The 22,565-nt window shown below is 72.7% G+C and carries 21 protein-coding genes and 1 pseudogene; 3 read left to right on the top strand and 19 right to left on the bottom strand.

Annotated features, from left to right (window positions below):
- Positions 1-9: 9 nt before the first annotated feature.
- Positions 10-591, bottom strand: a pseudogene (locus AB0C35_RS02730) (glycerol-3-phosphate acyltransferase); the annotation flags it as partial.
- Here AB0C35_RS02730 and AB0C35_RS02725 point away from each other — a divergent pair.
- Positions 521-1,300: a spheroidene monooxygenase gene (locus AB0C35_RS02725; protein WP_358449681.1), complete on the top strand. Its 780-nt coding sequence runs from the start codon at positions 521-523 to the stop codon at positions 1,298-1,300. The pseudogene AB0C35_RS02730 and the gene AB0C35_RS02725 sit on opposite strands and share 71 nt — an antisense overlap.
- Before the next feature lie 5 nt (positions 1,301-1,305).
- On the opposite strand, the gene AB0C35_RS02720 is transcribed toward AB0C35_RS02725, so the two are convergent.
- The 5 genes from AB0C35_RS02720 to AB0C35_RS02700 all read right to left on the bottom strand — a co-directional run bounded on the left by AB0C35_RS02720 (position 1,306) and on the right by AB0C35_RS02700 (position 7,805).
- On the bottom strand, positions 1,306-2,349 hold the full coding sequence (locus tag AB0C35_RS02720; RefSeq protein WP_358449679.1) for a phosphate acyltransferase PlsX: 1,044 nt from the start codon (positions 2,347-2,349) through the stop codon (positions 1,306-1,308).
- 1 nt (position 2,350) lies between these two features.
- Positions 2,351-3,247 (bottom strand): phytoene/squalene synthase family protein, encoded by an 897-nt coding sequence (locus AB0C35_RS02715; protein ID WP_358449677.1) that lies wholly within the window; start codon positions 3,245-3,247, stop codon positions 2,351-2,353.
- Positions 3,244-4,713, bottom strand: a complete 1,470-nt coding sequence (crtI, locus tag AB0C35_RS02710) for a phytoene desaturase family protein (RefSeq protein WP_358449675.1) — start codon at positions 4,711-4,713, stop codon at positions 3,244-3,246. Before crtI ends, AB0C35_RS02715 begins: the two co-directional genes overlap by 4 nt.
- Complete coding sequence (locus AB0C35_RS02705) at positions 4,713-6,221, bottom strand: SDR family oxidoreductase (RefSeq protein WP_358449673.1); 1,509 nt, start codon at positions 6,219-6,221, stop codon at positions 4,713-4,715. The genes crtI and AB0C35_RS02705 overlap by 1 nt, the downstream gene beginning before the upstream one ends.
- Before the next feature lie 291 nt (positions 6,222-6,512).
- On the bottom strand, positions 6,513-7,805 hold the full coding sequence (locus tag AB0C35_RS02700) for a deoxyribodipyrimidine photo-lyase (RefSeq protein WP_358449671.1): 1,293 nt from the start codon (positions 7,803-7,805) through the stop codon (positions 6,513-6,515).
- A gap of 121 nt (positions 7,806-7,926) precedes the next feature.
- Here AB0C35_RS02700 and AB0C35_RS02695 point away from each other — a divergent pair, with 121 nt between their 5' ends.
- Positions 7,927-8,424 (top strand): sigma-70 family RNA polymerase sigma factor, encoded by a 498-nt coding sequence (locus AB0C35_RS02695; RefSeq protein WP_358449669.1) that lies wholly within the window; start codon positions 7,927-7,929, stop codon positions 8,422-8,424.
- Positions 8,425-8,460: 36 nt separating this feature from the next.
- Here the strand turns inward: AB0C35_RS02695 and AB0C35_RS02690 are convergent, their stop codons facing one another.
- Complete coding sequence (locus AB0C35_RS02690; RefSeq protein ID WP_358449667.1) at positions 8,461-9,114, bottom strand: TetR/AcrR family transcriptional regulator; 654 nt, start codon at positions 9,112-9,114, stop codon at positions 8,461-8,463.
- A gap of 120 nt (positions 9,115-9,234) precedes the next feature.
- On the opposite strand from AB0C35_RS02690, the gene AB0C35_RS02685 reads away from it, so the two are divergent.
- Entirely contained in the window at positions 9,235-10,569 is a 1,335-nt protein-coding gene (locus tag AB0C35_RS02685) for a cytochrome P450 (protein ID WP_358449665.1), read from the top strand.
- 170 nt (positions 10,570-10,739) lie between these two features.
- On the opposite strand, the gene AB0C35_RS02680 is transcribed toward AB0C35_RS02685, so the two are convergent.
- The 12 genes from AB0C35_RS02680 to AB0C35_RS02625 form a co-directional block, all read right to left on the bottom strand.
- Positions 10,740-11,981 (bottom strand): hypothetical protein, encoded by a 1,242-nt coding sequence (locus tag AB0C35_RS02680; protein ID WP_358449663.1) that lies wholly within the window; start codon positions 11,979-11,981, stop codon positions 10,740-10,742.
- 192 nt (positions 11,982-12,173) lie between these two features.
- On the bottom strand, positions 12,174-12,410 hold the full coding sequence (locus tag AB0C35_RS02675) for a hypothetical protein (RefSeq protein ID WP_358449661.1): 237 nt from the start codon (positions 12,408-12,410) through the stop codon (positions 12,174-12,176).
- A 5-nt stretch (positions 12,411-12,415) separates the two neighbouring features.
- Positions 12,416-12,679 carry a hypothetical protein gene (locus AB0C35_RS02670; RefSeq protein WP_358449659.1) on the bottom strand — a complete coding sequence of 88 codons (264 nt, stop codon included), beginning with the start codon at positions 12,677-12,679 and terminating at the stop codon, positions 12,416-12,418.
- Between the two features lie 119 nt (positions 12,680-12,798).
- Positions 12,799-14,226 carry a benzaldehyde dehydrogenase gene (locus tag AB0C35_RS02665; protein WP_358449867.1) on the bottom strand — a complete coding sequence of 476 codons (1,428 nt, stop codon included), beginning with the start codon at positions 14,224-14,226 and terminating at the stop codon, positions 12,799-12,801.
- Between the two features lie 62 nt (positions 14,227-14,288).
- Positions 14,289-15,404 (bottom strand): NAD(P)-dependent alcohol dehydrogenase, encoded by a 1,116-nt coding sequence (locus AB0C35_RS02660; RefSeq protein ID WP_358449657.1) that lies wholly within the window; start codon positions 15,402-15,404, stop codon positions 14,289-14,291.
- Positions 15,401-16,753: an amidase gene (locus AB0C35_RS02655; protein ID WP_358449655.1), complete on the bottom strand. Its 1,353-nt coding sequence runs from the start codon at positions 16,751-16,753 to the stop codon at positions 15,401-15,403. Before AB0C35_RS02655 ends, AB0C35_RS02660 begins: the two co-directional genes overlap by 4 nt.
- Entirely contained in the window at positions 16,740-17,771 is a 1,032-nt protein-coding gene (locus AB0C35_RS02650; protein WP_358449653.1) for a branched-chain amino acid ABC transporter permease, read from the bottom strand. Before AB0C35_RS02650 ends, AB0C35_RS02655 begins: the two co-directional genes overlap by 14 nt.
- Positions 17,768-18,634, bottom strand: coding sequence for a branched-chain amino acid ABC transporter permease (locus AB0C35_RS02645; RefSeq protein WP_358449651.1), 867 nt, complete (start codon positions 18,632-18,634; stop codon positions 17,768-17,770). Before AB0C35_RS02645 ends, AB0C35_RS02650 begins: the two co-directional genes overlap by 4 nt.
- A 1-nt stretch (position 18,635) precedes the next feature.
- A complete protein-coding gene (locus tag AB0C35_RS02640) occupies positions 18,636-19,442 on the bottom strand; it encodes an ABC transporter ATP-binding protein (RefSeq protein ID WP_358449649.1) in 807 nt (268 codons plus the stop codon).
- The gene (locus AB0C35_RS02635; RefSeq protein ID WP_358449647.1) at positions 19,439-20,230 is read right to left on the bottom strand and encodes an ABC transporter ATP-binding protein; all 792 of its coding nucleotides are present in this window, start codon (positions 20,228-20,230) and stop codon (positions 19,439-19,441) included. Before AB0C35_RS02635 ends, AB0C35_RS02640 begins: the two co-directional genes overlap by 4 nt.
- A gap of 29 nt (positions 20,231-20,259) precedes the next feature.
- The gene (locus AB0C35_RS02630; protein ID WP_358449645.1) at positions 20,260-21,555 is read right to left on the bottom strand and encodes an ABC transporter substrate-binding protein; all 1,296 of its coding nucleotides are present in this window, start codon (positions 21,553-21,555) and stop codon (positions 20,260-20,262) included.
- Between the two features lie 120 nt (positions 21,556-21,675).
- Positions 21,676-22,509, bottom strand: coding sequence for an IclR family transcriptional regulator (locus AB0C35_RS02625; RefSeq protein ID WP_358449643.1), 834 nt, complete (start codon positions 22,507-22,509; stop codon positions 21,676-21,678).
- Between the last annotated feature and the right edge of the window lie 56 nt (positions 22,510-22,565).

The raw sequence follows: 22,565 nt of genomic DNA, 5'->3' as shown, positions 1-22,565 counted from the left end.
CGACATCAGCGCCCCGGTGCCGGCCACGTGCCCGGCCGGAGCGAACAGCAGTTGCAGCGCGGGCAGCGAGAACACCGCGACGCGCGCTCCCCGGGCGAACGAGCGTCCACCCGCGCCGGTCGCGGCCAGCAGCCCCAGACCGAGCCCGAACGCGGGCGGGCAGATGACCGCGAAGCCTCCGGCGAAGGTGAGGACGCAGCGCCCGCCCTTCCGGCCGGCGAACACCGGCCACGCGTGCCCGGCCATCGCGGCGCCCACCGCCGCGTACACCGGCAGGACGCTGGACCCGGTGACCGCGCCCAGCGGGCCCGTCCGGCGACCGCCGGCCGCCAGCCCCAGCAGGCCCGCCGCCGTGCCCTTCAGCAGGTCGCCGGCGAACACGGGCGCGGCCGACCGTCCGCCCACGCGCTGCATGACGTTCCAGAAGCCGGGATTGCGGTCGCCCACCGAGCGCGGGTCGAACCCGTGGACGCGTCCGACCAGGACCGCGACCGGTATCGAGCCGAGCAGGTAGCCGCCGATGACGGGCACGAGCAGGGATCTCACGGCAACGGGCGTCGCCGGCGGGGAAACGCTGGGCAGCGATGTCATCGCCTCGTTCCACCTCGTCAGGTATGCGGGTGTGGACGCCATGCGGCACATGGCGTTCGATCGGCCGAAGCTGCGCGCCGCCCGCGGGCTGCGGTTCTGGCGGCTGCTGGGCACGGGCCGCGGCCGGTCCATGAGCCTGGGCGCCGACCTGCGCCGGTGGGCGCTGTTCGCGGTGTGGGACGACGAGGCGGCCCTGGACGCCTTCCTGGAGCACTCGGCGATCGCGGCCCGGTGGCGCGAGGAGGGGGAGGAGTCGTGGCATGTGCGCCTCACGCCGCTGGCCTCGCGCGGCGGCTGGGGCGGACGCGACCCGTTCGGGTCGTCCCCCGTCTTCCGGCGGGGCGCCGCCGGGCCTCGTGTCCGCGGGCCCGTGGCCGTTCTGACCAGGGCTTCGATCCGTCCCACGCGGCTGGTGGCGTTCTACCGGTCGATCGCGGACGTGGACCGGGCGCTGCGCCGCGAGCACGGCTGCGTCGCCTCCGTCGGCATGGGGGAATGGCCGGTGGCCCGGCAGGCCACGTTCTCGTTGTGGGAGGACGAGGCCGCCATCGCCCGCTTCGCCTATCGGGGAGGTGCGCACCCTGACGTCATCGGGCGGGTTCGCGGCGAAGGCTGGTACGCCGAAGAGCTGTTCGCGCGTTTCGCGCCCCATGGGAGTCAGGGCACCTGGGACGGCCGTGACCCGTTGCGTCCTCGCGACCGAGACTGAACGCGTCATGGGGCCGTCCCCACGGCGGGATGGTCGCGCGCCCGCACCGGGCCATCCCCCGCCGCCGACTCGGACTCGGCAGGCTCGGACCCTGCTAGATCGGACGCTGCCAGATCGGACGCGACCAGGCAGGCGCGGGCGATGGCGGCCGGCGTCGAGGAGCCGTGCGCGACGACGACCGTCCCGGTCAGACCCAGCAGCGCCGCGCCGCCATGGGTGTCGGCGTCGTACAAACGCCCGACCTCGTCCAGCCGCCTGGGCTCGGCGATGCCGGCCCTGGCGACGAGATCCAGGGTGGTGCGCACGCAGCCTTCGACGTTCTTCAGCACGATGTTGCCGGTGAAGCCGTCGGTCACGACCACGTCGACGGTTCCGGCCAGCACCTCGTGGCCCTCGACGTTGCCGTGGAAGCGGACGGGCACGGCCGGCAGCAGCCGCCCCGCGCGGCGGACGAGCCGATTGCCCTTCCCCGGCTCGGAGCCGATGGACAGCAGCCCGACGGACGGATCGGGCACGCCGAGGACGTTCCGCGCGTACGCGGCGCCCATCAGCGCGAACTGCGCGAGCATCTCCGGGGTCGGGTCGGCCGTCCCGCCGGCGTCGATCAGCACCGTCGCCCCGGCCGGCGTGGGCAGCGCCACGGCCAGCGCCGGACGCAGAACGCCCTCCCGCCGCCCGAAGACGCGGACCGCGCCCGCCACGACGGCGCCGGTGGAGCCGGCCGAGACGAACGCCGCACCCTCACGCCGGGCCAGCGCGCAACCGGCCATCAGGCTCGTCCCCGGCCGGGCGGCGGCGCCCGCACCCGGCTCGGTCATGGGCACGGCCTCGTCGGCGTGCAGGACGCCCACCTCGCGGGCGGCTCCGTGCCGCCGCAGCTCACGGCGGATCGACTCGGACCGGCCGACGAGGACCACCGGCACGCCGTGTTCGCGGCGCGCCGTCAGCGCACCCGGCACCGTCGCGGCCGGCCCGCGGTCGCCGCCCATCGCGTCCAGGACGACGGGCCGGGCGGCGCCGCCCGCCGGGGACCTCCGGTCGCCGGCCACGTCACGCCGTCCGGGACGACGGGCGCCGCTCGGCCCGTCCGGCGGCGGAGGCGGCCAGCAGATGCCGCGCGAAGATCGTGGCCCTCCGGCGGCGGGGCACCCGGGCCCGTGCCGTCAGGACGTCGTGGCCGGCGGCGGCGATCCGGTCCAGGATGCCGCCGTACAGTTCGTACGCGGCGCTGATGCAGGGCCGGGAGGACGGCGCCAGCAGGTCGACGCCGGCCAGCGCGCGGCGGTAGTGGTCGCGGGCACGGCCGGCCTCGAACGCCACCAGTTCGCGCATCCCCCGGGTGCATCCGCCGGCGAGGTCGGCCTCGGAGACCCCGAACGCGTCGAGGTCGGCTCGCGGCAGGTAGACGCGGCCGCGGGCCAGGTCCTCGGCCACGTCCCGCAGGAAGTTGGTGAGCTGGAACGCCCGTCCCAGCTCACGGGCGGGCTCGCGCGCCGCCCGCTCGGCGCCCGGCACCGTCTCCAGTACCGGAAGCATCATCAGGCCGATCGCGGCGGCCGACCCCTCCATGTAGAGCAGCAGGTCGTCGTAGGTTTCGTAGCGCGTGACGGTCAGGTCGGTCCGCATCGACCCCAGGAACGCGTCGATGTCGGCCCGTTCGACGCCGAAGGAACGCACGGTGTGCGCGAACGCGGGCAGCACCGGGTCGTGGACCGGCTCGCCCGCCAGGCACGTCCCCAGCCGGCGGGTCACCTCGTCGAGCGCTTCGGCCCGTCCGGCCACGTCGTCGGAGGTGTCGACGATGTCGTCGACGTGCCGGGCGAAACCGTAGAGGGCGTGCACATGCCGCCGCTTCCACGCAGGCAGCAGAAGCGTGGCCAGGTAGAAGGAGCGCCCGTGACGGGCGTTGAGGCGGCGGCAGTGCTCGTAGCTCGTGGTCAGCGTCATCGGCTGCCCTCCAGGATCCGTGCGGCGGCCAGCCTGCCGGAGATCAGGGCGGGTGGGACGCCCACGCCGGGCGCGGTGTACATCCCGGCGAAGTGCAGGCCGGGAACGCGGCGGCTGCGGCCAGACGGGCGTAGCCATGCCGTCTGGCGGAAGCGGTGGTCCAGGGCGAAGGGAGTTCCGGCCGAGTGCCCCATCCGTGCCCACGCCGGCGGATCGAACGTGATCCTCGGCGCCGCAGCCAGGTCCCCGTAGCCGAGGTCGGCGAGGCGGCTCAGCATTCGGCGCTCCAGTCGCGGCGTGAGACGTTCCCAATCCGCTCCGCCGGCGAGGTTGGGGACGGGTTCCAGCACGCTCAGCGTCGAGTGCCCGTCCGGCGCGGCGGTGGCGTCGGAGGCGGGGCAGGTGACCAGCAGGCTCGGGTCGGGTTGCGGACGGCCGGACGCCAGGGCGGCGAAAGTGGCCGCCCACTCCCGCCCGAAATGCAGAGTGTGGTGCGCCCGGCCGCGCAGGCGCCGATCGAGGCCGACATGCATGACCAGGCAGGACGGCGAGTAGCGCGGCCGGCGCAGCCGCCAGTCGCCGGCCGCCTCGGGCAGCAGCCCCGCGTGGGCCCGCACGAGATCGCAGGCGATCACCGCGTGGCTCGCGGCGAGCCGCTCCCCGGTGTCGAGCCGGACCGCCGCCACCCCGGACGCGTCCGTCTCGACCCGTTCGGCGCGCACGCCGTACCTGATGCGGGCGCCGGCCTTCTCCGCCGCCGCGGCCAGGGCGGTCGGGACGGCGCGCATTCCGCCGCCGGACGGGAAGTAGACGCCGCCGACGGTGTCCATGTGCGCGACGGCGGCATAGATCGCCAGCGCCCTGTCCGGGGTCAGCCCGACGTACAGCGCCTGGAACGTGTGCGCCCTGATGAGCCGCTCGTCGGTCAGCTGCGAGGACACGAACCCGTCCAGGCGGCGGAACCCGCCCGCCGCCGCCAGCTTCAGCAGCGCGGCGGGCCGGGCCATCCCGCGCAGCCGGGTCATGTCCGCGTCGATGAACGACGACCATTCCGCCTCGAACATCGCGCCGAGCCGCCGCCGGAACCGTAGATACCGGGCGGCCTCGTCCGGTCCGCACAGAGCCCGGACGTTGTCGGCCATCTCCCGTGCACCGGCGACCACGTCCAGGTGTGAGCCGTCATGGAAGCTCAGCCGGTAGAACGGGTCCAGGCGCCGGAGCGGCAGCAGGTCCTCGACGTCCTCCCCGGCCGCGCCCAACGTTTCGGCCAGCACGTCCGGCATGGTCAGCACCGAAGGACCGGTGTCGAACCGGTAGGGCCCGAGGTCCGCCGACCCGCAGCAGCCGCCCGGCTCGTCGCGGGCCTCGACCACCACGACCTCACGGCCCCGGGCCGCCAGGTGAATCGCCGCGGACAGACCGGACAGGCCCGCCCCGACCACGACGACCGGGCCGCGCGCCGCCATCAGCGCCGCCCCGCGGGGTCGCCGGCCCGCGGTCGCTCGGCCGCGCGGGCGATGCCGCGGCACATCCCCCCGAAGATCCGGTCGTGGAACGGCCGGAACGCCCACCAGTACGCGTGGCCCGCCAGGCCCCGCGGATGGAACAGCGCCCGCTGCGTGAACAGCGTGCGGCCGTCCTGCTCCGCCACGCCCAGTTCCAGCCAGGCCAGGCCGGGCAGCCGCATCTCGGCGCGCAACCGCAGCAGCCGTCCCGTCTCGATCTCCTCCACGCGCCAGAAGTCCACCGTCTCCCCGATGCGCAGCCGCCGCGGGTCCCGGCGGCCCCGCCGCAGCCCGACGCCGCCCACCAGCCGGTCGACGACACCCCGTGCCCGCCAGGCGATCGGGAAGGAGTACCAGCCGCGTTCCCCGCCGATCCCCTCGACGACCTCCCACAGCCGCTCGGGCGGCGCGTCCGTGCGGCACGACCGGTCGTCGGTGTAGAGGCTGCCGCCGGCCCAGTCCGGGTCCGTCGGCAGCGGATCGCTCGGGGCGCCGGGGACGCCGGCCGACGACCAGCGCGTGGCGACGTCCGCTTCACGGACCCGGCGCAGCGCCAGCGCGACCGACTCGTCGAAGCCGGTCGGGCCCTCCGGTGGTGGTGCGATATACCGGCTGATGTCGTTCTCGCCGCACACGACCTCGTTGCGCAGCGACTCCACCAGGGGGCGCGCGAGACCACCGGGAACCGGGGTGATGGCCCCGACCCACAGGCTCGACAGTCCCGGGCTCAGCAGCGGAACGGGGACGATGATGCGCCGGTTCAGCCCCGCCATGGCGGCGTACCGGCGCATCATGTCGGCGTAGGTGAGCACGTCGGGGCCGCCGATGTCGAACCCGCGGCTCACGTCGGCGGGCAGGCTCGCGGACGCCGTGAGGTAGTGCAGGACGTCCCGGATCGCGATCGGCTGGATCCGGGTGTGCACCCACCGCGGCGTGACCATGACCGGCAGCCGCTCGGTGAGGTAGCGCAGCATCTCGAAGGACGCCGACCCCGAGCCGATGATCACCGCGGCGCGCAGCCACACCGTGGGCACCCCGCTGTCCAGCATGATCCTCCCGACCTCGGCGCGGGACCGCAGATGCGGCGACGGGTCCTCCTCCGGATCCATGCCGCCGAGGTAGACCAGCCGCCCCACCCCGGCGTCCCGCGCCGCCTCGGCGAAGGTGCGGGCCGCCCGGCGGTCGTTCTCGGCGAAGCCGCCCGCGCCGCCGATCGCGTGGATCAGGTAGTAGGCGACGTCGACACCGTCCAGTGCGCGCCGGGTCGACTCCGGATCGGTGGCGTCGGCCTCCGCGATCTCCACCCGCCCGGCCCAGGGGTGATCGCGCAGCCGCCGCGCCGAGCGGGCCATGCACCGCACCCGGTGACCGGCGTCCAGCAACTCGGGGACGAGCCGCCCCCCGATGTAGCCGCTGGCGCCCGTCACCAGGCACAGGTCTTCGCGCGCTGCGTCCGAGCGGTGGTCCACGACCGGCCTGCGCTCCGGCGCCGCTATCGCATCGCCGCCGGCTCGGGACCCGCGGTCCCGAGCCGGTTCGATGCGGCCCGTGAGGCGATCGCCGGTCCGGCCGGGGCGGTGCCGGCCGTGGACACGAGGGCGGACCCCGCGCCCCGCTTCCGAAGTGTGCTGATCATTTCTCCCCCCTGGTCGGACGCTGCCTACCCGGCGCCGACGTGCACAAGCGTGCGGGCGACCGGATTTTGCCGGGCCTGGAAAAGGCGATTCGTCCTCATGACCGGCCCGGGTTCGACGGGCGCGTCATCCGATGTCGATGATGGGCGGCGGGTAGGCCGGTGCCCGCGTGCCGGACGCGGCGAGCGTCCAGGGACGGTGGACGCGCGCCCCCTCGACGCCGGCGAGTTCGGGCACGTACCGGCGGACGTAGTCGCCGCCGCGGTCGAAGCGGGACGCCTGCCGGAGCGGGTTCATGACCTGGCCGGGCCGGGTGTTGTTGCCGGTGCCGGCCACCCACTGCCAGTTCCCCGCGTTGTCGGCGATGTCGCCGTCGACGAGCAGGTCGTTGAAGTGCCGCAGGCCGTGCCGCCAGTCGACGCCGAGGTCGCGGGTCAGGAACGAGGCGGTGATGAGTCGCGCGCGGTTGTGCATGAAACCCTCGCGGCGCAGTTGCCGCATGCCCGCGTCGACGATCGGGACGCCCGTCATGCCGTCCCGCCAGGCGGCGAGGGCGTCCTCGTCCTCGTTCCACCGGTGCCCGCGCGGCCGGTAGTCGTCCCGGGCGAGCGCGGGGAAGGCGGCGGCGACCTGGTGGTGGAAGTCTCGCCACGCGAGCTGGCGGCGGAAGCCGTCCGGGCCCGCCTTCGCCAGTTCCAGCGGTGAGACGCAGCCGAACTTCAGGTACGGGCTGAGCCGGGAGGTGCGGTCGGCGGCGAGGTCGTCGTGGACCTCGTCGTAGTCGGAGGCGGCCTCGCTCAGCCACCTGTCCATGCGCCGCCGCCCCTCCCGTTCGCCGCCGGGCGCCGGCTCGGGCGGCGGCGAGCCGGAGGCCAGATCGGCGAGCCGCGGAAGCGTGCCGGGCTCCACCCCCGGCGGCAGGCCGACCGTCCGCGGCGCCTTCGCGATCGGACGCCATCGCGCCGCGTCCCAGGCCCGCCAGTACGGCGTGAAAACCCGGTAGTGATCTCCGCCGGCCGGGGTGAGCTCACCCGGCGGAACGACCGTGATGCCGGGCTGCGCCGACACCTCGACGTCCAGGCCGCGGAGCCTGCCGAGTCGCCGTGCCCCGTACGCCGAGCGCTCGTCGGCGAGAAAGAGCGACCCCGCCCCGGTCTCCCCGGCCAGCCGGGCGACCTCGGCGACCGGATCACCACGGCGCACGACCAGGTCGCCGCCCAGTTCACGCAGTGACATGCGCAGATCGGCGAGGCTCTCCAGGAGGAACCGGACGCGGCCGGGCGCGGCGAACGGCCCGTTCAGGATCGCGTCGTCGAAGACGAAGAGGGGAACGACGTGCTCGGCCCGGCACGCCGCCGCCAGCGCGGGGTTGTCGCGGACCCGCAGGTCCCGCGTGAACAGCATGATCGAAGCGCTCATCATCCATGTCTTCGCCACGAAGCCCGCGACCGGTTGCACCAGGTCAGGCAAGGTAGGGCGGGCGCGCCGGGCCGAACGCGGTCTTCGTCTTGAAGCGGTCTCTTCTGGGGACGGTGTGGACGTGACCCTTGGACACAGGCTCGCGCGCGGCGACGAGACGGCGCTCACCGAGTGCTATGCGACGCTCGGACCCCTGGTCCGTCACCACGTGGCGAGGCTGGTGCCCGGCCACGCGGTCGACGACGTCGTCCAGGTGGCGTTTCTGGAGCTGTGGCGGACACGCCGCCGCTTCGACCCGTCCCGCGGTCTCACGCCGTGGGTCCTGGCCATCGCCCGCCGGCGCGCCATCGACCAGCTGCGCTCCGAGGCGCGCCACCACCGCCGGGCGGCGCCGCTGGAGGAGGCCGCCCGCGTCCCCGACGCGACCCCCGCCGTCGACACCGCGTGCGACGTCCGCGAAGCCCTCGCGGTTCTGCCCACCGCGCAGCGCCAGGCGATCGTCCTGGCGCACTACGGGCAGCTGACCCAGCGGGAGATCGCCGACCGGCTGAACGTCCCGCTCGGCACCGTCAAGGCGCGCACCACCCGCGGGCTGCGCCGGATGCGGGACCTGCTGTGACCCGCCGACCTGGCGGACCGGGCCGGGCCCGGCCGCCTAGCGGAGGCGGTGGTGGAGGGGCATGGCCAGCTCGGTGGTGCTGAGGATCAAGGCGACCGTGTAATCGACCAGGTGGTCGCGTTCGATGCCCAGGTCTCCGCGGAACCAGGTGGTGAACAGCTCCCAGAGGCCGGCCGTGAGGGTCAGGCCGGTCAGTTCCACGTCGATGTCGGGGACGAGCACCTGGTCCAGGGTCTCGTGGGTCTGGGCGGCGAAGATCGCGGCGAGGGTCCGGATGATCTCGACGCGGCGCCGCTGGAGCAGGGGTGAGGCGGGGAACGCGTGGGTGAGGATGTGGGCGCGGCGCGGGTCGCCGGTCAGGAAGTCGAGCACGGCGGTGACCACGGCGCGGGTGCGGTCCTGCGGGTGGCGGGGGGCCCGGCGGGCGGCGGACAGGATCACGTCGGTGCCCCGGGCGACCTGGTCGTCGATGATCGCAAGGAGCAGGGCGTCCCGGTCCGGGAAGTTCTCGTAGAAGTAGCGGTCGTTGAGCCCGGCCTCGGCGCAGACCTTCCGGACGGTCGTGGCGGCCCACCCCCGGGTGCCGAGGAGCTCCAGCCCGGCCGCCAGCAGCGCGGCGCGGCGGCGGGCCCGGCGCTGGTCGGCGGGCACGCCGCGGTAGGGGCGCGCGCGAGCGGGATCGGACGTCACAGCCCCGATTGTGCCGCATCCCTTGACTTCGCCCGAAGATCTGGGGACGCTGAACACCACATATTTCTGGTGTGACGCTTCACCAGAAAGGGTCGCGACGAGACGGGAGCGTGAGGTCCGGTGACCACGGAGAATCCCTCGCAGTTGACGCCGGCGGACATCGACCTGAGCGATCTGCGGTTCTGGGCCCGTCCCCTGAAGGAGCGGGCGGAGGCGTTCGCGGTGCTGCGCGCGCAGCCGGGGCCGGCGTTCAACACCCTGCCCAAGCTGCCCTTCCTCCCGCAGAGCCCGGGGTCCTGGGCGCTGACCCACCATGCCGAGGTGACGGAGGCCAGCCGCCACCCGGAGGTGTTCAGCAGCGAGCCCAGCGCCACCAGCCCGGCCGACATGCCGCGCTGGATGGACAAGTACTTCAACTCGATGATCGACATGGACGATCCGCGGCACGCCAAGATCCGCCGGATCGTGTCCCGGGCGTTCAGCCCGAAGATGCTCGCCAAGGCCGAGGACGACATCGCCCACCGGGCCACTCGGATCGTGGACGAGCTGATCGAGGCCGGCGGAGGCGACTTCGTGTCCCAGGCCGCGGCGCGGCTGCCGGTCGAGGTCATCTGCGACATGCTGGGCATTCCCACTCGGCATCACCGCCGGGTGGTGGAGCTGACCAACATCATCGTCGGCTACAGCGACCCCGAATACGTGGGCGCCACCGTCGAGTACAGCGGCGGCGCCGCGAAACTGGGCCGGCTCGCCACGCTCCGCATGCTGGGCACCGTGGCGTCGGCGGGATGGCGGCTGCACCGGCTGGCCTTCCAGCTCGGACGGGAACGCAAGGGCGCGCCCACGGACGACCTGACCTCCGCGCTGGTGAACGCCAACGTCGACGGCGAACGCCTGAGCCCGCGCGAGTTCGCCGCGTTCTTCCTGCTGCTGGTGGTGGCCGGGAACGAGACCACGCGCAACGCGATCGCGCACGGCCTGAAACTGTTCACCGAACATCCCGACCAGCGCGAACTGCTGCTGGCCGACTTCGACGGACGCATCGCCGGGGCCGTCGAGGAGATCGTCCGCTTCAGCAGCCCCGTCATCTTCATGCGCCGCAACGTCACCCGCGACTACGAGCTGAACGGCCACGCCTACCGCAAGGGCGACAGGGTGACGCTGTTCTACTGGTCCGCCAACCGGGACGAGTCGGTCTTCACCGAACCCGAGCGCTTCGACATCACGCGCTCACCGAACCCGCACGTCGGGTTCGGCGGTCCCGGCCCGCACTTCTGCCTGGGCGCCAACCTGGCCCGGCGAGAGATCACCGTGATGTTCCGCGAGCTGTTCACCCGCCTGCCCGACATCACCGCCGGTGAGCCCGACCGGCTCATGTCCGGCTTCATCAACGGCTACAAGCGCCTACCCTGCACCTTCACCCCACCCACCACCCGCCCCCGAACCCCAGCCTGACCCACTCCACGACCAGCGAGAACCGCCCCAAGTACCTGACGATCAACGGATCGTCGCGGACCGGTGGTCAAGCGGCTCCGCCCGCTGCGGCCACACCTCCCATGCCCGGCCCCGGAACCCTCGAATGAAGGAGGGCCCGGGGCCAAGCCGGGAAGGGGAAACGGCGGCTGCTAGGTCCCGGGAACCACGTAGACGTTGGTTTCCCAGGTCGCGCCGCTCGGGGGGCGGGCCGTGATGGTGGAGTCGGTGAAACCGTCCACCGGAGACGTGGTGCCCTGGAAGGACACCGAGGACTGGCCTGCCGGAATGGTCACCTCGGCCGGGACTTGGACGACCGGGTTGCTGCTGTCGAGCTGGATGGTGACAGGCACGCTCGTGGCCGTGCCGAGACGGACCGTGCCCACGAACGGCTGCCCGCCGGTAATGAACGATGGCTCGATGTCGAGTCCGGTGAGGCCGGGGTGCACGCGGACGGTATGGCTCCGGCTTTCCACACCCTCGATGGTCGCCGTGAGGGTGACGTCGCCGTCGATATCGGGCGGCATCGAGAACTGGACCTGAAACGTTCCGGTGGTCCCTTCCATGAATTCCCTCGGCTGGGGTAGAGAGCTGAGCTTCGGGTTGTCAGAGCTGAAAATGACCCTGATGCCACCGTGCGGCACGGGGTTCGGCAGGTTCAGGGTCATGGTGTAATTCGACCCGCCGTACGTCTCGGCCGGTCCGGTGAAGCCCCAGTCGCCGGGTTCGTAGTTCCACGCGAGAAGCCTGATGACGTTGCTGAGGCTCTGCCCTGGAAGCTTGGCCGTCACGGTGACGTCCGCATCCACGGGAATGCGCGTGCTCTTCACCTCTGAGCTCGGGACCCCCATTCCGAGGGCACCCCCTGGAATCGTGATGCTCGCGGGAACCTCCAGCGCCGGGTGGTCGCTTTCCAGCGAGACGACCATCCCGCCCGCGGGGGCCGTGCCGTTGAGGCCGACGGTGATCGAGGGGTCGTCACCGCTGACGATCGACGAAACGCCGCCGAAGTCGACGAACCTCAGCCCCGGTTGCAGTGCGAGCGGTTCGGTCAGCGTCCGTCCCCGCAATTCCGCTGTCAGGGAGACGCTGAAGTCCCCGTAGATGTAGTCGGGCTGGTGCGTCTGAATGGGAAAGGCCGCTTCGGTCGCCCCGGCCGGGACCACGACCGTGGCCGGCACGCTCACCCAGGACGCGTCCGCGGACGTCATCGTCACGGTGAGCGGAATGGGGGAAGAACAGCTCACCTTCACGACGCCCTGCGCCTCGCCGCCCGAATGGACTTTCCCGTCCGGGAGATCGAGCGCCTGGAGCCACGGGCCGCAAGGGGCTTGGGGCACGTCGGCGACGGCCGGTGCCGCGAGGCCGAAGGCCCCGAGCAGAGCGGCGGCCAACGCGACCAGGGCGACCCTCCATCCACTTAAGCGATACATGATCCACACCCTTCCGGGAAATGCGTGAGTGAGTCGAACCAAGATCGTAAGTCGGGGGTGCCCCCGGTCACGTCACATCTTGATGAAGAAGGGCGCGCGGGCCTGGAGGAGCGCTCACTGTGCCATGACGTGGTCGACGCGTTTCGCTGCCGGTCAGTTTGGGCGGGAGGATTGTTCGGCTTCGAGGATGTCCGCGAGTGCGGAGCGCTCGGCCTGATGCAGGCGGAGAAGTTCGGCGCTGTAGGCCGTCCAAGCGGCCTCTTGCTCTTCGGTCATCTCGGCGTCGTCGACTTCGGATTCGACGTCTGGATGGGCATCGAGGAACTTCGCGAACAGCGAACCCATCTCCAGGCTGTGCCGCCGGTTGAGCGCGATGCGTCTCGGGTCCAACGTTCTCACGCCTCCGGGGGATCCTCGCAGAGCGCCAACTGGTCGAACACTACCAAGGCCGTGCGCGCGGGGTCGTCCGGCGGGTGAACACGCAATGTGTGATGCGGGTTCGGTTCGTCATCCGTGATGACGACCGTTTCGATTCCGGGCGGAAGGGCGGCGGGCCAATCGATTTCATCGGTGGGTTCCTGAACGAGGATTCGGGCGAGTTTCCCTCGCAGGCCCTTCTGGTCGTAGCGCAGGGGCGTGAGGCCATGGTCCTCGCTCATGTCCCGGTCTCTCCCTCGGCGGTGCTCCGGACAGGGTACGTCGCAGCGGGCGCGCCGGCATGTGCCGATGTCAGCGCGGGCGCGGCCGGAAGGCCGCGCCCGCGCTGCGATGCCGGTGGTCAGAGCGGGTACTGCGGGGGCTCGCCGCGCATGGTGATCCAGCGGGTCTCGGTGAACGCCTCGATGTTCGCCCTGGCGCCGCCGAAGCGGGAACCGGTGCCGGAGGCGCGCACGCCGCCGAACGGGGCGTTGGCCTCGTCGTTGACGGTCTGGTCGTTGATGTGGACGATCCCCGTCGGGATCTGCTCGGCGACGGCGAGGCCGCGCATCGCGTCCTTGGTCACGATGCCGAGCGCCAGGCCGTACTCGCCCTCGGTTGCCAGTTCCACCGCCTGGGAGACCGACGACACGCGTGTGACCGGGGCGACCGGGCCGAAGACCTCCTCGGCGAACGCGGGCGCGGTCAACGGGATGTCGGCCAGGACCGTGGGCCGGTAGAAGAGCTTCTCGTAGGTCCCGCCGGAGGCCAGCGCCGCGCCCTGGTCGACGCTCGCGGTGACCATGCCGTGGATCTTGTCGCGCTGGCCGGCGTCGATGACGGGGCCGAGCGCGACCTCGCCGGCGGCCGGGTCGCCGACGGCGAGCGCGCCGGCCTTGGCGGCGAGGCGTTCGACGAAGTCGTCGTAGAGGCGGTCGGCGACCAGGTGGCGGCCGGCGGTCATGCAGATCTGGCCCTGGTGGAAGAACGAGCCCCAGGTGGCGAGGTTCACCGCCGCGTCCACGTCGGCGTCGTCCAGGATCAGCAGCGCGGAGTTGCCGCCGAGTTCCAGGTGGGCGCGCTTGAGGTGCCGGCCGGCCAGCTCACCGATGCGGCGGCCGACCGGGGTGGAGCCGGTGAAGGAGATGACCCGCACGTGCGGGTCGCTGATCAGCGCCTCGCCGACGTCCGAGCCGCCGGGCAGCATCTGCAGGACGCCCGGCGGCAGCCCGGCCTCCTCGAACACCCGGGCCATCAGGGTGCCGCCGGTGACCGCGGTGCGCGGGTCGGGCTTGAGGAGGACGGCGTTGCCGAGCGCGAGCGCCGGGGCGACCGAGCGGATGCCGAGGATGATGGGCACGTTGAACGGCGAGATCACCGCGACCACGCCGGCCGGCATGCGGCGCGCCAGGGACAGCCGCGGCTCCTCCGACGGCAGTATCTCGCCGATCGCCTGGGCGGGCAGCCCGGCCGCCCCGTAGCACTCCTCGGCCGCGACGTGCAGGGCGAACCCGGCCATGCCGGGGACCGTGCCGACCTCGCGGACGTTCCAGCCGCTGATCTCCTCGGCGTGCGCCTGCCACAGGTCACCGGCCCTGCGCAGGACGGCGGCGCGGGCCGTGTGCGGCAGGGCGGCCCACTCCCGCTGCGCCTCGGCGGCGCTCGCGGCGGCCTCGGCGACGTCCTCGGGGGTCGGCCGCCCCATCCGGCCGAGTTCGGCGCCGGTGGCGGGCTCGACCACGGCGTAGTCGCCGCCGTGCCCCGCCGTCCACTCGCCGTTCTTGAAGATGTTCCCCTGCCAGTCGACGCTGTCGAGCAGTCCCACGGCGGTTCCTCCTTCTCCCTGTCGTTTCAGTGGCTCATGCGCAGTACGGGTTTGAGCACCTCGCCGCGCTTGCTGTCGTCGAGCGCCCGGTCGATGTCGGCCAGGTCATAGAAGCGCACCAGCCGGTCGAACGGGAAGCGGCCCTGGCGGTGCAGTTCGACCAGCGCGCCGATCAGGACCTGGCTGCGTCCGCTGCCGCCGAGCGTGCCGACGACGTGCTTGCCCCACAGCGTGTCGAGATGGTCGAGGGTGAACTCGGCGCCGGCGGGCGCGCCGCCGATGAGCACGCAGGTGCCGAGCATGCCGACGCTCTCGGCGGCCTGCCGCAGCACGCTGATCACGCCGGTGCACTCCAGCGCGTGGTCGGCGGGGCCGTCGCAGACGCGGCGCACCTCGGCGACCGGGTCGGTCTCATCGGAGTTGATCGTGTGCGTGGCGCCGAACTCGGCGGCCAGGGCGAGCCGGGACGCGTGCCGGTCCACGGCGATGATCGTGGTGGCGGGCGACAGGCGGGCCGCCATGACGGCGGACAGGCCGACCGCGCCGACGCCGTACACGACGAGGCTCGCCCCAGCGCGGGGCTTCAGGGTGTTGAACACGGCCCCGGCCCCGGTGGAGATCCCGCACGCCAGCGGGCCGAGCAGCTCCAGCGGCGCCTCCCGGGGCACCACGACCAGAGCGTCCGCCCAGGTCAGCGCGTACGTCGAGAACGAGGACTGGCCGAAAAAGTGGCTGTGCACCGGCGAGCCGCCGACGCGGCGCAGCGCGCTCTGCCCGGCGCGGGGGCCGAGCAGCCGCCCGCCCCCGGCCACCGCCTCGCCGAGCCGGGCGCAGTAACGCGGCTCGCCGTCGCGGCAGTTGCGGCACGTCCCGCAGGACGGCCACCCGATGACGACGTGGTCGCCCGGCCGCACACCGGTCACCCCCTCGCCCACGGACTCGACCACGCCCGCGCCCTCGTGGCCGAGCACGTTCGGGAACGGCATCGGCAGGTCGCCGTGGCGGGTGATCTCGTCGGTATGGCAGATGCCCGAGGCGACGACCCGTACCAGGGCCTCGCCGGGACCGGGCTCGTCGAGGTCGAGTTCCTCGACGCGGAACGGGCCGCCGAGTTCGTCGACGACGGCTGCGGTGACTCTCATGACTGATCCCTCCCCTTGTTGAAGTCCGGGCGTGGCAGCCGCGGGCTCAGGCGCTCGGCGAGGCGGGCCGCGTCGAGGACGACGTCGTCGGCTCCGGCGGCCCCGGCGAGCTGCAGCCCGACGGGCAGCCCGCCCGCCAGGGCCACCGGCACCGAGACCGCGGGCAGCCCGGCGGCGTTGAACAGCGAGGTCAGCCGGGTCAGCACGAACTCGACGGGCCACTCCCGGCCCGCGACCGCGACGGTCATCGCGCCGATCGGCGGTGCCACGATCGGCACCGTGGCACCGGCCAGCACGTCGTAGGTGCCGAGTGCGTGCTCCACGAAGGCCACCATCCGGCTGATCGCCGCCTCGTCCCGCCCGGCCTGCTCGGCGGTGCGCGGCGCCATGCGCATCAGCTCGGCGAGGTCGGGCCCGAACATGCCGGGGTCCCGCTCGAACGCGCGCCGGTGGAACGCGCCCGCCTCGGCGAGGATCCTGCCCAGCACCGCCTCCGGCATGCGCGGTTCGCCGGGGACGACGACGTCCTCGACCTGTACGCCGTGCTCTTCGAGCCGGGCGCGCGTGGCCGCGAGGGCCGAGCGCACCTCGGGGGCCAGCACCGCGTCGAACCAGCCGCCGAGCCAGCCCACCCGGGGCGTCCCGCGCGGGCCCGCCGCATCGCCGGGCGGCGTCGCCGGCGCGGCGAACGCGGACATGAGCAGCGCGGCGTCGTCGACCGTGCCCGCCAGCACGCCGAGATGGTCCAGGGACGGGGCCAGCGGCAGCACCCCGTCGAGCGGGATGCTGCCGCGGGTCGGCTTGTACCCGACGCAGCCGCTGAGCGCGGCGGGGATGCGCACGCTGCCGGCGGTGTCCGAGCCGACCGCTCCGAGGCAGGTGCCGGCGACGACGGAGGCCGCCGACCCGCCGGACGAGCCGCCGGGGACGTGCCCCCGCCGGTACGGGTTGTGGGTGGGGCCGAAGAACGGGCTGTCGGTGCGCCCGCCCCACGCCAGCTCATGGGTGGTGTGCTTGCCGATGATCACGGCGCCCGCGTCCTTCAGGAGCCGCACGGCGGCCGCGTCCCGCTCCGGTACGTGATCGGCGAACCGGGGCGACCCGTAGGCGGTGCGGACGCCCGCCGTGTCGATCAGGTCCTTGACTCCGACGGGGACGCCGTGCAGCGGGCCGCGCCGTACGCCCCGCGCCAGCTCGGCGGCCTGGGCGCGGGCCTCGCCGGCCATGACCGTGGCGTAGGCGTTCAGGTGCGGCTCGGTGGCCTCGATCCCGGCCAGCATCCGCTCGGTCAGGTCGACCGGCGACAAACGGCCGGCGGCGATGGCCGCGGCCGATTCACTCAGCGACATCGGGTCTCCGCACGTGGTAGCCGACGGGGAACAGGCTGAGCCCCGTCCTGCCGCGGACCATGCCCCACAGCCCGCCCGGCAGCCAGAGCGCCACCGCGATGCCGACGGCGCCCAGGAGGACGAGATACCAGGAGCCGTAGTCGGCGAGCAGCTGCTGCAGCCCGAAGAAGACGACCGCGCCGAGCAGCGGGCCCTCGACGAACCCGATGCCGCCGATCACCACAATGAAGATCATGTACGCCGACCACTGCACGCTGAAGATCGAGTCCGGGTTCACGCTGAGCGAGCTCACCGTGATCACGCCCCCGGCCGCGCCGCACCCGGCCGCCGAGACGAGGTAGACCAGCAGCTTGGCGCGCCGCACGTCGATCCCCGCCGAGCCGGCCGCGGTCTCCTCGTCGCGCACCGCCATGAGCGACAGGCCGAGCCGGCCGCGCAGCAGCAGGTAGCAGCCGGCGATGGTGGACAGCGCCAGCGCGAGCGCCACCCAGTACGTCAGCGCCCCGCGCAGCGTCTGGTCGATGCCCGACAGCCCGGTCAGCCCCTTCCCGCTGCCGCCGCCGACGCTGTCGATCCGCACCACCAGCAGCCGGTACACCTCGGCGATCACCCACGTCCCGACGGCGAAGTAGTCGCCGCGCAGCCGGAACGCCAGCCACGAGGTGGGCACGGCGAAGACCGTGCACGTGAACGCCGCCAGCGGGACCGCGAGGTAGGGCTGCACCCCCAGGTCGGCGAGGGCGATCACGCTGTAGGCGCCGATGCCGATGTAGGCCTGCTGCCCCACCGAGACCAGGCCGCCGAAGCCCGCGAGCAGGTTCCACATGCTCGCCAGCGCGATCAGCACGAACAGGTTGACCATCGTGTCGGTGACCGAGCTGAACACGAGGAAGGGCAGGGCCACGAGCAGCACGGCGGCGGCGGTCATGACGGCGGCCGACAGCTTCGAGGACCGCGCCGCCCTGTCCACCCGCAGGGCGCCGGCCGCGCGGGCGGTCACCATCTCCGAGATCGTCATGCGGTCCGTCCCGTGAGCAGGCCCTGCGGCCGGAAGGCCAGCACGGCGAGGAAGACGAGGTGGCCGGCGAGCATGGTCAGCGCGGGATCGATCTGCGCGCCCAGCGACTGCGTGATGCCGAGGACCATGCCGCCGAGCAGCGTCCCCCACAGGGATCCGAGCCCGCCGATGACGACCGCCTCGAAGGCGAAGATCAGCCGCGAGGGGCCGATGGAGGGGTCGAACGAGGAGCGGACGGCGAACATCAGGCCGGCGAGCGCGACGGTCGCGAACGCGATGGCGGTCGCGATGCCGTACACGTGCCTGCTGTCGGCGCCCATCAGGCTCGCGGTCTCGCGGTCGTCGGACGAGGCGCGCAGCATCCGCCCGAGGCCGGTGCGGGACAGGAAGAACTGGATGCCGATCAGCGCGGCGCAGGCCAGCAGGAACGTGACGACCGACAGGTAGCCGAGCGAGATCGACCCGGTGACCTGGAAGGAGCCGGTGGCGAAGGCGCCGCCGTCGAGGGTGCGGGTGTCGGCGGAGAAGATCTCCAGCAGCACGTTCTGCAGCACGATCGACAGCCCGAAGGTGACGAGCAGCGTGGCCAGCGGCCCCGCGCCGAGGCTGCGCTGCAGCAGCACCCGCTGCGTCAGGTAGCCGAGCAGCGCGAACAGCGGGACGGTCACCACGAGCACGATCCACAGCGGCAGCCCGGTCCCGCTGACCATGGCCAGCGCCAGGAACGCCGCGACCACGGAGAGGTCGCCGTGCGCCAGGTTGATGATCCGCATGACGCCGAACATCACCGACAGCCCCGCCGCGAACAGCGCGTAGAGGCCGCCGAGCAGCACCCCTTGGATGACGGCGTTGAGCCAGCCCACGTCAGTCGTTTCCTTCCCGGCGCGTGAGCGCCGCATCGGAGTCGGAGCCGTTCCGCGAGGCGCCGGGGGTCGTCCCCCCGCCGGAGACCGGGCCGGCGCCGGGTTCGGCGCCGATGCCGAAGTAGGCGTGCTCGACCTGCTCCGCCGTCAGGTCTCCGGGCCGGCCCTGGAGCACCGACCGGCCTTCGAGCAGGCAGTGCACCTGGTCGGCGACCCGCATCGCCTGCGAGACGTCCTGCTCGACGATCAACGCCGTGGTGCCCGCGCCCACGATCACCGGCAGGACCTCGTAGATCCGGCGGACGATGACCGGCGCGAGACCCAGCGAGAGCTCGTCGATGAGCAGCAGGTCGGGGTTGGACAGCAGTGCCCGGCCGATGGCCACGGCCTGCTGCTCGCCGCCCGACAGCTGGGAGGCGTTCTGCCCGCGGCGGTCGGCCGTCCACGGGAACAGCTCGTGGACGGCGGCGACCGTCCACGGCCCGGGGCGTTTGCGGTACGCGCCCGCCAGCAGGTTCTCCTCGACGGTGAGGGAGCGGAACAGCCGCCGGCCCTCCGGCACCAGGGCGATGCCCTCCGACACCCGCTTGTAGGCGGGCAGGCGCGTGATGTCGCGGCCGTTGAGGTGGATGGAGCCCGAGGTCGGGAGGTTCTGGCCGGCGAGGGCGCGCAGCAGCGTGGACTTGCCCGCGCCGTTGGCCCCGATGATCGCCACCACCTCGCCCTTCTCGACGTCCAGGCTGAGCCCGTCCACCGCGCGCAGTTGGCCGTGGTGCACGGTGACGTCGCGGATCGACAGCAGCGTCACGTCTCCTCGCCCCCTTCCCCGGACGGCTCTTCCCCGGACGGCTCCGCTTCGGGCAGGCCGGCCTCCGGGCCGCCGCCCAGGTAGAGCTCGCGCACCCGCGGGTCGGCCAGCACCGCCATCGGCTCGCCGTCGGCGACCAGGTCGCCACCGGCCAGGCAGACCATCCGGCCCACGGTCTTGACCAGGGCGTGGACGACGTGCTCGATCCAGACGACGCCGAGGCCGCCGGCGTGCAGGTCCTTGATGACCGCGACGAGCTCCAGGACCTCCGGCTCGGTCAGCCCGCCGGCGACCTCGTCCAGCAGCAGCAGCCGCGGGGACGTGGCCACGGCGCGGGCGACCTCCAGGCGCTTGCGCTGGAGCAGGGTGAGCCGCCCGCCGGGGGTGTTCGCGAGGTCGGCGAGACCGATGCGCTCCAGCACCTCCATGGCGTGGGCCTGCGCCTGCCGGCCCTTGAGCGCCGCGCCCTGGTGGGCGCAGACCAGGACGTTCTCGAACGCGGTCAGGTGCTCGAACGGCCTGGGCACCTGGTAGGTGCGCCCGACGCCGGCCCGGGTGCGGGCGTGCGGCGGGACGTCGGTGATCTCCCGCCCGTCGAGCCACACCGCGCCGCCGTCGGGGCGGAGGTCACCCGAGATCATCGCGAACAGGCTGGACTTGCCGGCGCCGTTCGGCCCCACGATCCCGAGCGCCTCACCCGGCCGGACGCGGAGCGTCAGATCCCTGGCGACGGTCACCCTGCCGAAGCTCTTGGTGATGCCGTCGAGATGCAGCAGCGGCTCCGTCATCGTGCGTTGGGTCATCGGGCGCTGCGCCATCAGGCGTTGGTGGGCTTCAGGTCGCCGCCGACGGGGACGTCCTTGTTCGCCGAGTTGTCCACGATGACGACGTCCCAGGGGAACTTGTCGCCCTTGCGCCACTGACCGCCGACCGGGCGCTGGATCGCGATGCCGGGCTGCGGGCCGGCGGTGAAGTCCAGCTTCCCGCTCATGCAGTCGATCTTCATGGTGCGCAGCTTCGAGGCCACCTCGTCGCGGTCCTTCGGGTCGCTCGCGTCCTTGAACGCCTGGACCGCGATCTCGAACAGCGAGTACACCGAGCCGAGCGCCTGGGTCCACTGGTTGCCGGTGTCGGCGGCGAAGTCGTCGGCGAGCTGCTTGGCGCTCCGGCCGTCCAGGACGGACTTGTACGGGTGCGCCGGGCTCCACCAGAAGTCGGTCGCGATGTTGTTCGTCAGCCCGCCGAGCGCCTCGGCCTCGGACGGGAAGAGCATCACCTTGGCGACCGTGGCCAGCTTCGGCTTGAACCCCTGCTGCTGAGCCTGCTTCCAGAAGGTCTGGAAGTCCGGCGGGATCGGCGTGCAGGTGAACAGCTCGGCCTCCGACTCCTTGAACTTCGCGATCTGCGCGGTGAAGTCGGTCGCGCCGTTCTGGTACGCGCCGCCGTCGACCGGGGTGTAGCCGGCCTGCTTCATCATGGGGCCGAGGCCCTTGCGGAAGGCGTTGGCGTCGGTGTCGTTGGGCCACAGCGCCGCGACGTTCTTGTTGGCGACGTCCATGCGCTCCCACATGGGGAAGAAGCACTCGGCGAACTCCTTCATGCCGAAGAAGAACAGCGTCGTGTACTTGAAGCCCTCGCCGTCCTTGCCGCCCCGGCCGTGGAACCACGCCTCCCAGGGGGCGATCGTGGTGACGTTCGGGATGCCGTTGGCCTCGCACTGGTCGGCGACCGGGTTGGTGGTGTCCGGCGTGGAGGAGCCGACGATGAGGTCGACCTTGTCGCTGTTGATGAGCTGCCGGGTGACCTCGGTGGCGCGGTTCGGGTCGGACTGCGTGTCCTTGACGACGATCTCGATCTGGCGCTTCTTGCCCCCGGAGGTGAAGCCGTTGCGGAGCGCTTCCTGGATCTGCTTGACCACGAAGTTGTCGCCGGTGGCGAACCCGGCCAGCGGGCCCGTCTGCGGGCTGACGTAGCCGATCTTGAGGACGTCCGATGAGGAGCCGCCGGTGCCCTTCAGCCCGCCGCACGCGCTGGCCACGGACGTGCCGCCGAGGATGGCGGCCGTCCTGAGGAAGGAACGGCGGTTCAGTCCGCCCGTCGAGATCTCGCTCACGCCAGCTCCTTGTCGCCGCGCCCGGATGGCGGAAAGTTGACGTGACCGTACGAGCCGGTCACCAGCGGAGCAACAGGTCGTTCTGGTGGTTCGAACACGACTTTCGCAGTTGGAACACTGCTAGAGCTGGGGCCGGTAGCCCAGCCGCTTGGAGATCTCGGCGGCGGTGCGCCGCAGCGGTGGCTCGACGCGTCCCGCCAGCGCCTCGACCGAGGCGGGCGCGACCGTCAGGTGGACGGCGACGTTGACCGCCGCGACGACCCCGCCGGAGCGGTCGCGCACCGGCGCCGCGAACGACCGCAGCCCCGGCGCGAGCTCCTCGTCGTTGACCGCCACGCCGCTCTGGCGGACCCTGGCGAGCGCCGCGGTGAGCTGCTCGCGGTTGGTGATCGTCTTCGGGCCCCGGCGGGCCATGTCGGTGCGGTCGAGGATCTGCCGCAGCGACGCCGCGTCCTTGTGCGCCAGCAGCACCTTCCCCATCGACGTGCAGTAGGCCGGCAGCCGCGACCCCACGTTCAGGTTGAGGTCCATGGTCAGCGCGCTGCGCCGCCCGCTGCGCCTGCGGTCCACGTAGACGACGTCGGGACCGTCGCTCAGCCCCATGCTGGCCGTGTAGCCGGTCTCGTCGGCCAGCGCCTGGAGCAGGGGACCGGCCACGTTCGTCACCTCCATGGAGTCGATCGCCGCGAACCCGAGGCCCACCGCGCGGGGGCCGAGGAAGTACTTCTTGGTCTCCGGGTCCTGCTGGAGGTACTCGAGCTTGGTCAGCGTGGCGACGTAGCGGTGCGTCGTGCTCTTGGTGAGCCCGGCGGCGCGCGACAGGTCGGCGATCCCCAGCACCGAGCGGTCGCCGGTGAAGGCGGACAGGATGCGCAGCCCGCGCTCCAGCGAAGCGGAGAAGGAGGAGTCGACCGCCGTGCGGGTACGACGGCGGGGGGAGTCGTTGTCAGCCACGACGGTCAGAATACGGCCTCGTGGTTCTAGGCATTCGAACGTTTTTGACCACAGCG

The organism is Spirillospora sp. NPDC048819, assembly GCF_040650055.1.
In the GTDB taxonomy this organism is placed as follows: domain Bacteria; phylum Actinomycetota; class Actinomycetes; order Streptosporangiales; family Streptosporangiaceae; genus Spirillospora.
Note: the sequence above shows the minus strand (reverse complement) of the source record. Positions and strands in the feature narration are given on the sequence as shown.

Excerpts from the sequence above, each read along its gene's own strand:
- AB0C35_RS02635 (WP_358449647.1), bottom strand. The coding sequence starts at position 20,230 with ATGACGGAGCCGCTGCTGCATCTCGACGGCATCACCAAGAGCTTCGGC.
- AB0C35_RS02725 (WP_358449681.1), top strand. The coding sequence starts at position 521 with ATGACGGGCACGAGCAGGGATCTCACGGCAACGGGCGTCGCCGGCGGG.
- AB0C35_RS02660 (WP_358449657.1), bottom strand. The coding sequence starts at position 15,404 with ATGAGAGTCACCGCAGCCGTCGTCGACGAACTCGGCGGCCCGTTCCGC.
- AB0C35_RS02715 (WP_358449677.1), bottom strand. The coding sequence starts at position 3,247 with ATGACGCTGACCACGAGCTACGAGCACTGCCGCCGCCTCAACGCCCGT.
- AB0C35_RS02700 (WP_358449671.1), bottom strand. The coding sequence starts at position 7,805 with ATGAGCGCTTCGATCATGCTGTTCACGCGGGACCTGCGGGTCCGCGAC.
- AB0C35_RS02670 (WP_358449659.1), bottom strand. The coding sequence starts at position 12,679 with ATGAGCGAGGACCATGGCCTCACGCCCCTGCGCTACGACCAGAAGGGC.
- AB0C35_RS02655 (WP_358449655.1), bottom strand. The coding sequence starts at position 16,753 with ATGTCGCTGAGTGAATCGGCCGCGGCCATCGCCGCCGGCCGTTTGTCG.
- crtI (WP_358449675.1), bottom strand. The coding sequence starts at position 4,713 with ATGGCGGCGCGCGGCCCGGTCGTCGTGGTCGGGGCGGGCCTGTCCGGT.
- AB0C35_RS02650 (WP_358449653.1), bottom strand. The coding sequence starts at position 17,771 with ATGACGATCTCGGAGATGGTGACCGCCCGCGCGGCCGGCGCCCTGCGG.